We start from the raw sequence: 13,918 nt of genomic DNA, 5'->3' as shown, positions 1-13,918 counted from the left end.
AGCGCCACGGCGACATAGCCGTCGCGGTTCTGCAGGCGTGATTTGGCCGTATGCAGCCGGCTCAGCGGCAGACCGACCGCGAGGCAGAGCAGCGCCGTGACGCCGAAGACGGCGGTATTTTCCCGGCAGACGAGCGCGATGACGAAGGGAATGAGCAGGGACACGCCCTCGATGCCCAGGATGATGCCGAGAATTTTGAAAATGAGCTTTTTGTTCATGTCGCGCCTTCCTCCGTGCAGCGGCTCAACGGACCAGAATGTCGTTAAGGTCCTTGAGGAACAGAGATTTTGCCACCACGATCACGCGGTCGCCCTCCGAGATGATGGAGTGGCCGCCGGGAATGAGGAGCTTGCCGCCGTGGACGATGGCGGCGACCAGCAGCCCCGGCTTGAAGTTCAGGTCCTTGAGGGGCGTATTGAGGAAGTGCGTCGCGCCGGTCGCGGTGAATTCCACCGCCTCCATCGCGCCGCCGAGGATCTTATGCAGGCTCTCCACGGCGCTGCCCTGCGAGTTGGCGAGGCCGCGGACGTAGCTGGAGATCTGGCTGGCCGTTACGTCCTTGGGGGAGATGACGGTGTCGATGCCGAGGTCGTGCACCAGCGCGGTGTAGTTCGGGCGCGACATCTTCGGCAGGACCTTGGCAACGCCGGAGTCCTTCGCGGTGAGCGCCATGAGCAGATTCTCCTCGTCGCGCCCCGTGAGGGAGACGAAGGCATCCGCGTCGAAGATGCCCTCGGATTCGAGCAGGTCATGGTCTGTGCCGTCGCCGTGGAGGATGGTCGCCTTCGGCAGCTTCTCGGCGATCGCCATGCACTTTTCCTCGTTCTGCTCAACGATGGTGATGTGCATCCCCATGCCGTCGAGCGCCCAGGCGAGGTAGAGCGCGATGCGCCCGCCGCCGATCACGCTCAGCTGGCGGATGGGCGAGGTGTCGCGGCCCATGCTGCGCAGCACGCGGGCGGTCTCGGTCGGCGTGCCGATGGCGTAAACGCGGTCGCCGGCCTGCGGGACAAAGTGGCCGTTCGGCACCAGCACCTCGCCGCCGCGCTTGGCCGCGCACAGCAGCAGCGCGTTGGGATGGAGCTTGTTGTATTCGATCAGGCTCTTGCCGGCCATGCCGTCCTGCTCGGTGATCTGGAAGCCGATGAGCTCCACGGTGCCGCGGGCGAAGCTCTCCACGCTGAACGCGGCGGGCACGCGCAGAATGCGAGCGATCTCCTGCGCGGCGGCGTATTCGGGGTTGATGATCATGTCCAGACCGATCTCGCGGCGCAGGATCGGCGCGTCGCGGAAGTATTCGGGATTGCGCACACGGGCGACCGTGTGCTTGGCGCCCAGCTTTTTCGCCATCAGCGAGCAGACGAGGTTCACCTCGTCGTCCGCCGTGGCGGCGATGACCAGGTCGGCGTCGCGCACACCGGCGCGCAGCAGCACGCTCGCGCACGCACCGTTGCCCTCGACGCACATGGCGTCGAGCGTGGCGTCGGCGTGCTCGATCACGGCGGCGCTCTCGTCCACCAAAATCAGGTCGTGCTCCTCGCCGACCATCTGCTGGGCAATGGCGTAGCCGACCTTGCCCAGACCGACAATGATGATCTTCATGCTTTGTTCTCCGTTCTGCCGCGCACCGCGCGGCGCGTAATATCCCCGGTATCCGCGCGCCTCATCCGCGCGCAGTCTTCATTTCCATCAGAACGCTGTTGAATTCCGCGCCCATGATCATCATGGTCGCCGAGAGATACAGCCACAGCAGCAGCACGATGATGGCGCCGATGGAGCCGTAGATGACGGAATAGTTCGCCGCGTTTTCCACATAAAGCGAGAAAAGCAGCGAGAGGACCATCCAGGCCGTGAGCGAAAAGAGCACGCCGGGCCAGACGTAGTGAACGCTTCGCGTCTCCTGCGCGAGACCGTAGAGCACGGCGAGCGCGAGAAAGACGATGCAGCCGAGGAACACGAAGCGCAGCGTCGACCACAGCTCGATGAAGCCGTCGGTCAGGATGGCGCTGAAATGGAAGTAGTCCGCGCAGAGGTTCAGCACGCTGCGGCCCACCGTCACGAGCACCAGCGAGAGCAGGATCGTGAGGATCAGGCAGATGGTGTAAAGGAACACCTTGGCCTGATGGCGGAGGAACTGCGTGGGACGCCCCATGCCGTAGGCCTTGCGCACGCTCAGCAGCAGCGCGTTGGCCGCGCGCATCGGGAACCAGATGGAAAAGATCAGACTGAAGGTCATCAGCGTCCGGCTCGATACGCGCGAAACGTAGCGCAGGTACTGGATCAGCAGGTCCAGCACCTCGGCGGGGATGATGGTGCCGAGCTGGCGCAGGAAGCCCTCAATGTCCACGGCGAAGAAGCCGACGAGGTTGCTCAGGAAGATGAGCAGCGGGAACATCGCAAAGAGCAGGTAATACGTTAGCGCTGCGCTGTCGCGGGCCACGCGGTGGTCGAAGTAGCGGCGCACGAACAGCGCCGTGCCGCGAAAAAACCGGTTGTGCATCACGCGCTCGAGCAAATCCCGCTCACCTCCGCCCTGTTTATTCTTCACGAAGCCCTATAAAAACAACAATACTATAGCACAGCAAGACCGAAAAGGAAAGAGAAAGATTTCCGACGCGCCGCAGCGGGGAAAACGGGCCGAAAAAATCGGGAAAATGCTTGACAAAGAAAGAAAATGCGCATACTATGATAAGGCAAATAAATATTCGTCCGGTAGGTAAGGCTACCATCAGGATATGGACTGCTGCCGCAGAGTCGTGGAGACACGATGCGAGGGTTTGAACAGTTGGCATCGAAACCAAGGTGCCATCTAATGCAGTTTCACCGCCTGATGATGCTAAAGCTTGAACGGTAGGGAAGATCGCAAAGCGCGATTTTTATCATTGTCGCTCCCGCAGCCTTGGTACCGGAGGAAGGCCTGCGGGCTTTTTTTATCCCCTGGCCCGCGCCGGTCAGCTTTGGAGAAAGGAGGAACAGCGCATGATCGATTTTGAAGAACGCCGCGACGAGCTGCTGGAGGAAATAGAGGAGATGACCCGCCGAAAGCAGTATAAGGCGCTGCGCGACATTTTAGTCGAGCTGGAGCCCGCCGATATCGCAGACCTGTTCGACGATCTGCCCGAGGAGATGCTGCCGCTGCTGTTCCGCCTGCTGCCCAAGGAGCCGGCGGCGGAGCTGTTCGTTGAGCTGCAGCCGGATGTGCAGGAAATGCTCATCCGCGGCTTTTCCAACACCGAGCTGAAAGAGGTGCTCGACGAGCTGTATCTCGACGACGCCGTCGATATCGTCGAGGAGATGCCCGCGGGCGTGGTCAAGCGCATTCTGAAGCACGCCGACCCCGACACCCGCAAGAGCATCAATGAGATCCTGAAATATCCCGAGGATTCCGCCGGCTCGCTGATGACGACGGAGTTCGTCGACCTCAAGCGCGACATGACGGTCGAGGACGCACTCAAGCGCATCCGCCGCACCGGCACGGACAAGGAGACCATCAACGTCTGCTATGTGGTGGACCCCGCGCGCAAGCTGCTCGGTATCGCCTCTCTGCGCACGATCCTCCTCTCCGACGAGGACGATATCATCGAGGATATCATGGAGACGCATGTCATCTCCGTCGGCACCCTCGAGGATAAGGAGGACGTCGCCCAGACCTTCTCGAAGTACGACTTCATCGCCCTGCCGGTCGTCGATAAGGAAGACCGTCTCGTCGGCATCATCACCGTTGACGACGCCATGGACGTCATGGAGGCAGAGGCCACCGAGGATATCGAAAAGATGGCGGCCATGCTGCCGACCGACAAACCCTATCTCAAAACGAGCGTATTCGAGACCTTCAAGTCCCGTATCCCGTGGCTCCTCCTGCTGATGGTCTCGGCGACCTTCACCGGCCAGATCATCGCGAAATTCGAGGACGCCCTCGGCGCCTGCGCTATCCTGACCGCCTATATCCCCATGCTGATGGATACCGGCGGAAACTGCGGCTCGCAGGCGAGCGTCACGGTCATCCGCGGCATTTCGCTCGATGAGATCGAGTTTTCCGACCTCCTCCGCGTCATCTGGAAGGAGATCCGCGTGGCGGTGCTCTGCGCCGCGGTGCTCAGCGCGGCGAACTTTGTCAAGCTGCTGCTGGTGGATAAGATGATTTTCGGCAATCCCATCACGATGACGGTGGCGGCGGTCATCTGCCTGACGCTGATCGTCACGGTGTTTGCCGCCAAGCTCGTCGGCTGCACGCTGCCGCTGCTGGCCAAGAAGATCGGCTTCGACCCCGCGGTCATGGCCTCGCCGTTCATCACCACGGTGGTGGACGCGATCTCGCTGGCCATCTATTTCCGCTTCGCCTCGCTCCTGCTGGGCATCTGAGTTTTCCGGCCTTGCCGCCGAATTTCCCCTTTCCAAGCGCGGCGGGGCGTGGTATTCTGTTCCTATGAAAAGCACCGTAGGGTAAGCATACCCGATTTTCAAGGAGGTATTTTTGTGGAAGAAAAGCTGCGCGAATATGCGCATCTGATCGTTTCCGTCGGACTGAACCTGCAAAAGGGGCAGACGCTCATTCTCTCGTCCCCCGTGGAGTGCGCGCCGTTCGCGCGGCTGTGCGCGTCGGCGGCCTATGACCTCGGCGCGGGCGAGGTCGTGCTGAACTGGACGGACGACTATATCACCCGCGAGCGCTTCCTGCGTGCGCAGGATGCCGCCTTTGAAACGCCGCGCCCGTGGCGCAGGGCGTTCTTTACCGACTACGCCAACGAGGGCGCGGCCTATCTGCGCATCGATGCGGAGGACCCCGAAACGCTGCTGGGCGTATCGCCTGCGCGGCTCGTCGCCGCGCAGCGCACCTCGTCCGCCGAGCGCGAGACCTTTGACCGGCTCCAGATGGCGAACGGCTTTCCGTGGTGCGTCGCGGGCGCGCCCATCGCCGCGTGGGCGAGGAAGGTCTTCCCCGACCGGAGCGAGGGCGATGCGGTCGCCGCGCTCTGGGACGCGGTCCTGAAAACCGTGCGTGTCACCGGCGACGGAAACGCCGAGGCGCGCTGGCGCGAGCACATCGCGCTGCTGACCGCGCGCAAGGAAAAGCTCAACGCGCTGCGCTTCAAGAGCCTGCACTACACCAATTCCCTCGGCACCGACCTCACCATCGAGCTGCCGGACGATCATCTCTGGGCGGCGGGCAACTCCGAAACGCCCGCGGGCGTCGGCTTCGTCGCCAATCTGCCCACCGAGGAGATCTTCACCGCACCCCTTAAAACCGGCGTCAACGGCACGGTTTGCGCGGCGCTGCCGCTCGTCAACAACGGCAGTATCATCGAAGACATCCGCTTCACCGTGAGGGAGGGCCGCATCGTTGAGGCGCGGGCCTCGCGCGGCGAGGATGTTTTGAACGCCGCCATCGCGGTGGACGACGGCGCACGCTATTTCGGCGAGGTCGCGCTGGTGCCCTACGACAGCCCCATCCGCAGCAGCGGTCTGCTGTTCTACAACACGCTCTACGACGAGAATGCCTCCTGCCACCTCGCCTTCGGCGAGGCGTACCCCGAGTGCATCGTTGGCGGCGAGCGGATGACGCGCGAGGAGCTGAATGCCCACGGGCTGAACCACTCGCTCACGCACGTCGATTTCATGGTCGGCACCGCCGACCTCTCCATCACCGGCACGACGCACGACGGCCGCGAGCTGCCGGTGTTCCGCAGCGGAAATTTTGCCCTGTAAGGGCGCAGATACAGAGAAAAACGGAGGAGAACACGATGAATTTCAAGCCCATTGAAACGGACGAGAACGTCCTTGTCATGCCCGGCGCGGTGGTCTGCGGCGATGTGACCGTCGGCGAGGGCACCGCTTTCTGGTTCAACAGCGTCTGCCGCGCGGAGCTGCAGCCCATCAAGATCGGCAAGCGCTGCAACATTCAGGACTGCGCGGTGATCCACAACCTCTGCACCCTCGGCGACGATGTATCCGTCGGCCACGGCGCCATCGTCCACGGCGCGACGGTCGGCGACCGCGTGATCGTCGGCATGGGTGCCATCGTGCTCGACGGCGCAAAGATCGGCGACGACTGCATTATTGCCGCCGGCGCGGTCGTGACCGGCAAGATGGACGCGCCTGCGGGTAGCCTGCTCGTCGGCTCTCCCGCCGTGGTCGCAAAGCCCCTGAACGACAAGCAGAAGGCGTCCTGTCTGGAAAACAGCGAGCTTTACTACCGCAAGAGCGTGGAGTACCGCGCGTTCCTTGCTCAGCAGGGTAAATAAGCGCGGACGGAGAGGAGAAAACGCCATGAAAATTCTGGTCATCAACGGCGCGAACATGAACCTGCTCGGCAAGCGCGAGCCGGATATCTACGGCCGCGAGGACTACGCCGCCCTCTGCGCCCGCATCTATGCCCACGCACAGAGCCGCGGCATCGCGGTCGAGTGCTTCCAGTCCAACCACGAGGGCGCGATCATCGACGCCATTCAGGAGGCGGACGGGATGTTCGACGGTATCGTCATCAACCCCGGTGCTTACGCGCATTACAGCTACGCCATCCGCGACGCCATCAAGGCCATCACCATTCCGGTGGTGGAGGTCCACATCTCCGACATTGAAAAGCGCGAGGAGTTCCGCCATCTCTCCGTCACCGCGCCGGTCTGCATCGCGCAGATCCGCGGTCACGGCTTCGAGAGCTACACCATGGGCATCGACCTGCTCGCGGGCGCAAAGCAGTAAAAGCAAAAATCAAGGGAGCCGTTCTCCACTGGGGGGACGGCTCCCTTTCTGCAAAGCGGTATTTAGAGAAATTTCTAAATACCGCTTGACATTCCGGCGGAATGGTGCTACTCTCTATTTAGAAAATTTTCTAAATACCACGAAGGAGGTGAGCGGCGTGGGCCTGAGTGAAACCATGAAGGCGCTGGGCGATCCCGTGCGGCGCGAGATACTGAATCTGCTCAAGGGCGGGCGCATGACCGCGGGCGACATCGCGAGCCGCTTTGACATGACGGCGGCGACGGTCTCATACCACCTCGCCCAGCTCAAGAAGGCGGGACTCATTTTTGAGAGCCGCGAGAGGAACTTTATCTACTACAGTCTCAACGCCTCCATTTTGGAGGAGGTGCTGCTGTGGTTACAGGATTTGAAAGGGGAGAAGGAACCGTGAAGGCAAACAAAAAAGAACTGCTGCTGACCTCGCTGGTCTGCCTGCTGCCGCTGCTGGCGGGCGTGGCGCTCTATCCGCGCCTGCCCGAAACGATGGCGACGCATTGGGGCTTTGACGGAACGGCAAACGGCTGGTCGTCGCGTGCCGCCACGGTGTTCGGCCTGCCGCTGTTTATTTTGGCGCTGCACCTCATCTGCTTTTACGCCGAGAGCCACGGGACGAACAGGAATATGAATCCTGTGCTGCGGACGGTGATGCTGTGGATCTGTCCCGCGATGTCGCTGCTCGGCGGAGCGCTCACGCTCGGCACGGGGCTGGGCTATGAAATGCACGTCGGCACCGTGGCGCCGGTGTTCGTGGGACTGCTGTTTCTCATCCTCGGCAACTACCTGCCGAAGCTCCGGCGGAACCGCACCATGGGCATCAAGCTGCCGTGGACGCTTGCGAGCGAGGAGAACTGGACCCGCACGCACCGCGCCGCGGGCTTCACCTGGGTCGCCGCGGGACTGCTGATGGTCGTGTCCGCGTTTTGGCAGCTGCATGGGCCGACGGTGACCGTTGTTCTCCTTGTGCTGGCGGTGGGCATTCCGGTGCTGTATTCCTATCTCTACTACCGCCGCCATGAGAAGGGGGGAGCGCAATGACTGTTCCGACCTCGTCGCTCATCGCCATGGGCGCGGCCGCGGCATTCTGTGCTCTGCTGCCCATCGGCATTCTGATTTGGTGGCGCAGGACCGAGCGTACCCGCCTGCAGCCCGCGCTCTGGGGCGCGCTGGCCTTTCTCCTCTTTGCGCGGGGTCTGGAGATGGGACTCCACTACCTCTGCATCCTCTCCGACAACGCCGTTTCCCGCGCGATCCTGAGCAGCCCGTGGCTCTATATGCTCTACGGCGCGCTGACAGCGGGCATTTTCGAGGAGTGCGGCCGCTTTTGCATGTATAAGACCGTCATGCGCCGTTATGACGGGCGTGCTGCCGCCGTCACGGCGGGCATCGGCCACGGCGGCATCGAGGCGATGACCGTTTCCGCTGCGTCGATGGCACTCTATCTTGTCTTCGCCCTCTGTTGGAACGCGGGCGACACGGACGCGCTTTTGAAGCTCGCCAGCAGTATGGAGGAGGTGCAGACCGTCGCCGCTTCCCTCGGCAAATACACCGTCGGCTACTGCCTGCTCGCCTGTCTCGAGCGCGTGAGCGCGATGCTGCTGCACATCTCGCTCTCCGTTTTTGTGTTTGCCGCGGCGCGGAGCCGCGCAAAGCGCGGCTATCTCGCCTTCGCCATCGGCCTGCACGCGATTTTCGATATGCCCGCCGCGCTCTACCAGTTCGGCTATGTCAAGCAGCTTTTCCCGGTCGAGCTGTGGCTTGCCGTCTGTGCGCTCTATGCGCTGCGCAGCGCCCGCAAATGCTATCTTGAGGAATGTGACGCATAAACATAAAGGAGAAAATCTGTATGGAACCGATCAAATTAGGCCGCTACCGCCACTTCAAGGGCAACGAATACGAGGTCGTCGGCCTTGCGAAGCACAGCGAAACCTTGGAGGATATGGTCGTCTATCGCGCGCTCTATGGGGAGTTCGGCTTGTGGGTGCGCCCCGCCGCCATGTGGAACGAGGTCGTCGAGCGCGACGGCAAGACCTACCGCCGATTCACCTATCTCGGGGAATGACGGACTATACGCTCGTCCGTTCACGGCGGCGAACGCTCTCGATGGAGCTGAAGCGCGACGGCACGGTGGTCGTCCACGCGCCGCTGAGGCTCGGCGTGGAGAAGATCGACGCGTTTGTCGCCGCGCATGAGGCGTGGCTCGCCCGCGCCCGCACCCGTCAGGCGGAACGCATTGCCGCGCATCACGAGCCGACAGAGGCCGAGCGCGAAGCGCTCCTTGCGCGCGCGAGGTCCGAGCTGCCGCAGCGCGTGGCGCATTGGAGCCGCGTGACCGGCCTTGTGCCGACCGGCGTGAAGATCACCGGCGCGAAAACGCGCTTTGGGAGCTGTAACAGCCGGAACAGCCTTTGCTTTTCCTGGCGGCTCATGCAGTACCCCGACGAGGCCATTGACCTCGTGGTGGTGCATGAGCTCTGCCATATCGCGCATCACGACCACGGCGCGGGCTTCTACGCCCTGCTCGGCAGCATCCTGCCGGACCACCGCGAGCGCATGAAGCTGCTGAAAGAATAAAGAGGTTGGAAAGCCAAGCGGCTTTCCAACCTCTTTTTGATCGTGTGCGGCGGCTCAGTCCTCTTCGATGAGCCGCAGGCCCGCCGTGGCGGAGACGGGCAGGGTGAAGCAGATGGACTTCGCCTTGCTCGCCATGCCCGCGTCGCGCATGATGGCGGACATGATCTCGTTGCGCTTGTCGCGGTGGACGACGATGTAGATCATTTCCTTTTCGGCGGCAAGGGAAATGCCGAGGAATTTTTCCGCGCCCTCCATGCCGGTGCCCTTGGCGTGGATGACCGTGCCGCCCGCCGCGCCCGCGCCGCGGGCCGCGTCCATGATCAGATCGCTGTAGCCGTGGTTGGCGATGACGACCAGAAGCTCGTATTTCGTGTCCTTCATGGTGGATTCCTCCCCCTTTTGGTAGTTTTGGTGCTCGGTCAGGAATTGCAGCTCGCGCCGCCCGCCGATGGAGCTGAGCGGGACCGTAAAGGCGATGCCCATGCCGGGCACGTCGATCTGCAGCTCGCGCCGCAGGCCGCGGCGCAGCTCCTCCCATTTCTCGTCGGTGACGAAGCTCGCGAACACGCATTTGTCGCTGCGCTCGAGACCGAGGTAATTGAGCGTTTCGTTGCTCGCCGTGCCGAGGGCGAGCGAGATGAACTGCACCGGCACCTGCCGCTCGCGGTAAAACGAGAGGAAGGTCGTGAGCTTGCTGCGCTCGGTGATGGTGACCATCATGGATAATTCACTCATGCTGCGCCCTCCTTACAGGTCGATGATGGCGAGGTCGTCCGACGCGGCGAAGGCGTCGCCGGAGACCGCGGGCACGCTCTCTGCCGCCCCGCGTCTCGTGCGCAGGCGATAGAGCAGCCCAAGCCCCTGGATGGTGATGAGCGGCGTCATGGCGACCATGGCGACCACGCCGAAGGCGTCGGTGACGATATTGCCGCCGACCGCCGAGCACGCGCCCATCGCAAAGGGCAGCAGGAAGGTCGTCGCCATGGGGCCCGAGGCCACGCCGCCGGAGTCGAACGCGATGGCGGTGAAGAGCTTCGGCACGAAGAACGAGAGCACGATGGCAACGGCGTAGCCCGGCACGAGCAGGTAAAAGATGGAAATGCCGGTCAGCACGCGGATCATCGCAAGACCGACCGAGACGGCTACGCCGATGGAGAGCGAATGCTTCATCGCGCTGCCGGGGATCGCGCCGTCGGTCAGCTCCTCGACCTGCCGCATGAGAACGTAGACCGCCGGCTCGGCCATGACGATGAAGTAGCCGATGAGCATACCGATGGGAATGATGATCCAGTTGCAGGAAAGTCCCGCGATGACGCTGCCGAGGTAGTTGCCCGCGGGCATGAAGCCGACGTTCACGCCGGTGAGGAAAATGACGAGCCCGAGGTATGTATACGCAAGGCCCACGCCGATGCGGATGAGCTGCTTGCGCTCGAGATGCAGGGAGACAAGATCGAACACCGCGAAGAACGCCGCGATGGGGAGGAGCGAGACGGCGATCTCCTTGAAATACGTCGGGAAGGCGACGAAGAAGAGCTGCCAGAGCGCGGCGCTGTCGCCGATCTCGGGGATGACGACGGGGGTGTAGCTGCCGCCGTCCGGATGGAAGATGAGACTCAGGATGAGCACCGCGAGGATGGGACCGATGGAGCAGAGCGCGACAAGACCGAAGCTGTCGTTCGCACTGTGCTTATCGCTTCGGATGGCGGAAACGCCGACGCCCATCGCCATGATGAACGGCACGGTCATCGGGCCGGTCGTCACGCCGCCGGAGTCGAACGCTACGGCAAGGAAATCCTTGGGCACGAACATGGCGAGAACAAAGACCACGATGTAGAAGCCCACCAGCATCGTGTTGAGCGGGACGGAGAGCAGCATACGCAGCATGGCGAAGCAGAGAAACAATCCCACGCCGACCGCCACGGTGACGATGAGCACCATATTCGGCACGGCCTGCACCTGATTGGCGAGCACCTGCAGGTCCGGCTCGGAAATGGTGATGAGAAAGCCCAGCAGAAAGCCGAGCGTCAGCATGATGCCGACCCTGCGCGTCTTGGTGATGCACGCGCCCACGCGCTCGCCCATCGGCGACATGGCCAGCTCCGCGCCGAGGGAGAAGAACATCATGCCCACCACCAGCAGCACCGCGCCGAAGAGGAACGCCATCAGCACGCTCGTCGGGAGCGGGGCGATGGTGAAGCTCAGGATCAGCACGATGGCGAGGATGGGCAGCACCGCGGCAAGCGATTCCTGTAATTTTTCGTTGAGTTTGCTGCGATACAAGGCAAAAGCTCCTTTCCGGATATAGTCCTATCATACCGTAGTATAGCATGGAAAAGTGTTACAATTGTGTTAAGATTGGCCGCTTTGGGCATTTCGCCGCGGCTGCATAAAACGCCCGCCTTCGCGCGCGGAGCGCGGGGACGCAAATTTCTCTTGTTATTCTCCCCGGTATCGTATATAATACCATTGATTACGCAATGACGGAAACGATTTTCCAAACGCAGCTTTGCAGAAAGGATGCGCGAATATGATAGAACTGAAAAACGAAAAGGGCAGCGTCTTCGTGAGCGACACCGCGCTCTCGAGCATCACCGGCGCGGCGGCGACGAGCTGCTTCGGCGTGAAGGGCATGGCCTACCGCTCCATGACGGACGGCATCGTCCACCTGCTGCGCCGCGAGGCGATGAGCAAGGGCGTCCACATCACGCAGCACGACGACCATGAGATCTCCATTGAGCTGCACATCGTCGTCGAGCACGGCGTGAACATTTCGGCGGTCTGCCAGGCCATCATCGGTCAGGTGCGTTACCTTGTCACCGAGAATACCGGCGCGGTCGTGCGCGGCGTGAATGTCTGCGTCGACAGCATGACCATGTAAACAAGAGGAGGAACCTTTCCTATGCACGATACCATTACCGGGCCTGTTTTCCAGGAGATGCTGATCTTCGGCGCGGCCTCGATCGCCAAGGAAAAACAGAGCATCAACGATCTCAACGTTTTCCCCGTGCCGGACGGCGACACGGGCACCAATATGAGCCTGACCATGCACGCCGCGGCGCAGGAGCTGCAAAAGCGCAGCCCCGCGACCGTGGATCTCGCCTCGTCCATCACCGCCAGCGCTCTGCTGCGCGGCGCGCGCGGCAACTCCGGCGTCATTCTCTCGCTGCTCTTCCGCGGAATGTCCAAGAGCCTCAAGGGCTGCGTCACCGCGGACGGCTGCACCTTTGCCGCCGCCATGCAGGAGGGCGTGAGCGCTGCCTACAACGCGGTGATGAAGCCTGCCGAGGGCACGATCCTCACCGTCTCCCGCCTCGCCGCAGACCGCGCGATGGCGGCCAGCGCCGAGAAAAACAGCGTAGAGTACGTCATTGAGCAGGCCATCTCGCAGGGCGAGGAGACGCTGCGCCAGACCGTAGACATGAATCCCGTGCTCAAGAAGGCCGGCGTTGTGGACGCGGGCGGCAAGGGCTTCCTTGTGATCCTGAAGGGAATGCTCGCGGCGCTGCGCGGCGAGACCATGCCCACGCTCGAGACCGAGCACGCCGCGCGCGACAAGGCGGACTTCGCCTCCGTCGGCGACGAGGACATCACCTTTGCCTTCGACACCGTGTTCATCGTCCGCCGCATCGACGACCGCTCCATCGAGCCGTTCCGCGAGTTTTTGAACGGCATCGGCGACAGCCTTGTGATCGGCGAGGACGACGAGGCGTTCAAGGTCCACGTTCACACCGACACCCCGGGCGTCGCGCTCACCGAGGCGCAGAGATACGGTACGCTCGAGCTTGCCAAGATCGAGAATATGCGCACGCAGGCCGAGGATCTTGCCGCGGGCCGCAAGGCGCAGAGCACCGACGATCTGGAGGAGGACGGCCACGACCATGCCGCTCCCGCACCGCAGCCGCAGGAGCTCAAGCCCTTCGGCTTCCTCGCCGTGTGCGCGGGCGACGGCCTCGCCGCCGTGTTCGCCGACCTCGGCGCGGACGGCATCGTGAACGGCGGACAGACCATGAACCCCTCCACCGAGAGCATTCTGACCGAGGTCGAAAGGATCGCGGCGGAGACGGTCTTTGTGCTGCCGAACAACAAGAACATCGTCATGGCCGCGCAGCAGTGCGCGGGCCTGAGTGAAAAGAAGGTCATCGTCATTCCGACCGCGACCGTGCCGCAGGGCATCAGCGCGATGATGGCGGTCGACCCCGACGAGACGGACGCCGCGGCCATCGAGCAGGCGATGAACGCCGCTGCTTCTGCGGTCACCACGGCGCAGATCACCTACGCCGCGCGCAACAGCGAGTTTGACGGCTTCGCCATCCGCGAGGGCGACTACCTTGCGCTGCTCGAGGGCAAGCTCTTCGACACGGACACCAGCATCGGCGCGGTGCTCGAAAAGCTCGCCGCCGAGGCGGACAGCCGCGGCGCGGAGTTCGTCAACCTCTTCTACGGCTCCGACGTGAGCGAGGAGGACGCACAGAAAGCCGGCGAGCAGTTCGGCCGGCTCTGCCCGGGCGCGGAGATCAATGTGGTCAGCGGCGGTCAGCCGGTGTACTACTATATCATTTCGATGGAATAAGCACAAAAAGGAACAGGAGGGAAAGGCCGCGGCCTTTCC

At 62.6% G+C, this 13,918-nt stretch carries 16 protein-coding genes and 1 riboswitch; of the genes, 12 read left to right on the top strand and 4 right to left on the bottom strand.

The window, feature by feature from the left end; translation table 11 throughout:
• The first annotated feature begins 50 nt into the window (after positions 1-50).
• Positions 51-266: a hypothetical protein gene (locus KQI17_RS13560; protein WP_253285705.1), complete on the top strand. Its 216-nt coding sequence runs from the start codon at positions 51-53 to the stop codon at positions 264-266.
• Here the strand turns inward: KQI17_RS13560 and trkA are convergent.
• The gene (gene trkA / locus KQI17_RS05895; RefSeq protein ID WP_022018388.1) at positions 244-1,602 is read right to left on the bottom strand and encodes a Trk system potassium transporter TrkA; all 1,359 of its coding nucleotides are present in this window, start codon (positions 1,600-1,602) and stop codon (positions 244-246) included. The genes KQI17_RS13560 and trkA overlap by 23 nt on opposite strands.
• Before the next feature lie 61 nt (positions 1,603-1,663).
• A complete protein-coding gene (locus KQI17_RS05890) occupies positions 1,664-2,515 on the bottom strand; it encodes a YihY/virulence factor BrkB family protein (protein WP_022018387.1) in 852 nt (283 codons plus the stop codon).
• A gap of 186 nt (positions 2,516-2,701) precedes the next feature.
• Positions 2,702-2,864, top strand: a riboswitch (M-box (ykoK) riboswitch).
• 115 nt (positions 2,865-2,979) lie between these two features.
• Here KQI17_RS05890 and mgtE point away from each other — a divergent pair.
• From mgtE to KQI17_RS05845, 9 genes are all read left to right on the top strand, one after another.
• Positions 2,980-4,362 (top strand): magnesium transporter, encoded by a 1,383-nt coding sequence (gene mgtE, locus KQI17_RS05885; RefSeq protein WP_216495289.1) that lies wholly within the window; start codon positions 2,980-2,982, stop codon positions 4,360-4,362.
• Positions 4,363-4,476: 114 nt separating this feature from the next.
• The gene (locus tag KQI17_RS05880) at positions 4,477-5,706 is read left to right on the top strand and encodes an aminopeptidase (RefSeq protein ID WP_216495288.1); all 1,230 of its coding nucleotides are present in this window, start codon (positions 4,477-4,479) and stop codon (positions 5,704-5,706) included.
• A 35-nt stretch (positions 5,707-5,741) separates the two neighbouring features.
• Positions 5,742-6,242 carry a gamma carbonic anhydrase family protein gene (locus KQI17_RS05875; RefSeq protein WP_253285704.1) on the top strand — a complete coding sequence of 167 codons (501 nt, stop codon included), beginning with the start codon at positions 5,742-5,744 and terminating at the stop codon, positions 6,240-6,242.
• Positions 6,243-6,267: 25 nt separating this feature from the next.
• Positions 6,268-6,699 (top strand): type II 3-dehydroquinate dehydratase, encoded by a 432-nt coding sequence (aroQ, locus tag KQI17_RS05870; RefSeq protein WP_216495287.1) that lies wholly within the window; start codon positions 6,268-6,270, stop codon positions 6,697-6,699.
• Between the two features lie 157 nt (positions 6,700-6,856).
• On the top strand, positions 6,857-7,129 hold the full coding sequence (locus KQI17_RS05865) for an autorepressor SdpR family transcription factor (protein ID WP_216495286.1): 273 nt from the start codon (positions 6,857-6,859) through the stop codon (positions 7,127-7,129).
• Positions 7,126-7,773 carry an SdpI family protein gene (locus tag KQI17_RS05860; protein WP_216495285.1) on the top strand — a complete coding sequence of 216 codons (648 nt, stop codon included), beginning with the start codon at positions 7,126-7,128 and terminating at the stop codon, positions 7,771-7,773. The genes KQI17_RS05865 and KQI17_RS05860 overlap by 4 nt, the downstream gene beginning before the upstream one ends.
• On the top strand, positions 7,770-8,561 hold the full coding sequence (locus KQI17_RS05855) for a YhfC family intramembrane metalloprotease (RefSeq protein WP_216495284.1): 792 nt from the start codon (positions 7,770-7,772) through the stop codon (positions 8,559-8,561). Before KQI17_RS05860 ends, KQI17_RS05855 begins: the two co-directional genes overlap by 4 nt.
• Before the next feature lie 20 nt (positions 8,562-8,581).
• A complete protein-coding gene (locus tag KQI17_RS05850; RefSeq protein ID WP_216495283.1) occupies positions 8,582-8,797 on the top strand; it encodes a DUF1653 domain-containing protein in 216 nt (71 codons plus the stop codon).
• Entirely contained in the window at positions 8,794-9,309 is a 516-nt protein-coding gene (locus KQI17_RS05845) for a M48 family metallopeptidase (RefSeq protein WP_216495282.1), read from the top strand. Before KQI17_RS05850 ends, KQI17_RS05845 begins: the two co-directional genes overlap by 4 nt.
• A 54-nt stretch (positions 9,310-9,363) precedes the next feature.
• On the opposite strand, the gene KQI17_RS05840 is transcribed toward KQI17_RS05845, so the two are convergent.
• Positions 9,364-10,044 carry a P-II family nitrogen regulator gene (locus tag KQI17_RS05840; protein ID WP_216495281.1) on the bottom strand — a complete coding sequence of 227 codons (681 nt, stop codon included), beginning with the start codon at positions 10,042-10,044 and terminating at the stop codon, positions 9,364-9,366.
• A gap of 12 nt (positions 10,045-10,056) precedes the next feature.
• Positions 10,057-11,589 (bottom strand): DUF1538 domain-containing protein, encoded by a 1,533-nt coding sequence (locus KQI17_RS05835; RefSeq protein WP_216495280.1) that lies wholly within the window; start codon positions 11,587-11,589, stop codon positions 10,057-10,059.
• A 247-nt stretch (positions 11,590-11,836) separates the two neighbouring features.
• On the opposite strand from KQI17_RS05835, the gene KQI17_RS05830 reads away from it, so the two are divergent.
• Entirely contained in the window at positions 11,837-12,187 is a 351-nt protein-coding gene (locus KQI17_RS05830) for an Asp23/Gls24 family envelope stress response protein (protein WP_022018374.1), read from the top strand.
• A 21-nt stretch (positions 12,188-12,208) separates the two neighbouring features.
• Positions 12,209-13,879, top strand: coding sequence for a DAK2 domain-containing protein (locus KQI17_RS05825; RefSeq protein ID WP_216495279.1), 1,671 nt, complete (start codon positions 12,209-12,211; stop codon positions 13,877-13,879).
• Positions 13,880-13,918 lie beyond the last annotated feature (39 nt).

Source organism: Oscillibacter sp. MSJ-31 (assembly GCF_018918025.1).
Taxonomy (GTDB): Bacteria; Bacillota; Clostridia; order Oscillospirales; family Oscillospiraceae; genus Hominicoprocola.
This window is presented reverse-complemented; position numbering and strand designations above follow the sequence as displayed.

Excerpts from the sequence above, each read along its gene's own strand:
- mgtE (WP_216495289.1), top strand. The coding sequence starts at position 2,980 with ATGATCGATTTTGAAGAACGCCGCGACGAGCTGCTGGAGGAAATAGAG.
- KQI17_RS05825 (WP_216495279.1), top strand. The coding sequence starts at position 12,209 with ATGCACGATACCATTACCGGGCCTGTTTTCCAGGAGATGCTGATCTTC.
- KQI17_RS05855 (WP_216495284.1), top strand. The coding sequence starts at position 7,770 with ATGACTGTTCCGACCTCGTCGCTCATCGCCATGGGCGCGGCCGCGGCA.
- KQI17_RS05845 (WP_216495282.1), top strand. The coding sequence starts at position 8,794 with ATGACGGACTATACGCTCGTCCGTTCACGGCGGCGAACGCTCTCGATG.
- KQI17_RS05830 (WP_022018374.1), top strand. The coding sequence starts at position 11,837 with ATGATAGAACTGAAAAACGAAAAGGGCAGCGTCTTCGTGAGCGACACC.
- KQI17_RS05850 (WP_216495283.1), top strand. The coding sequence starts at position 8,582 with ATGGAACCGATCAAATTAGGCCGCTACCGCCACTTCAAGGGCAACGAA.
- trkA (WP_022018388.1), bottom strand. The coding sequence starts at position 1,602 with ATGAAGATCATCATTGTCGGTCTGGGCAAGGTCGGCTACGCCATTGCC.
- KQI17_RS05840 (WP_216495281.1), bottom strand. The coding sequence starts at position 10,044 with ATGAGTGAATTATCCATGATGGTCACCATCACCGAGCGCAGCAAGCTC.
- aroQ (WP_216495287.1), top strand. The coding sequence starts at position 6,268 with ATGAAAATTCTGGTCATCAACGGCGCGAACATGAACCTGCTCGGCAAG.
- KQI17_RS05875 (WP_253285704.1), top strand. The coding sequence starts at position 5,742 with ATGAATTTCAAGCCCATTGAAACGGACGAGAACGTCCTTGTCATGCCC.
- KQI17_RS13560 (WP_253285705.1), top strand. The coding sequence starts at position 51 with ATGCAGCCGGCTCAGCGGCAGACCGACCGCGAGGCAGAGCAGCGCCGT.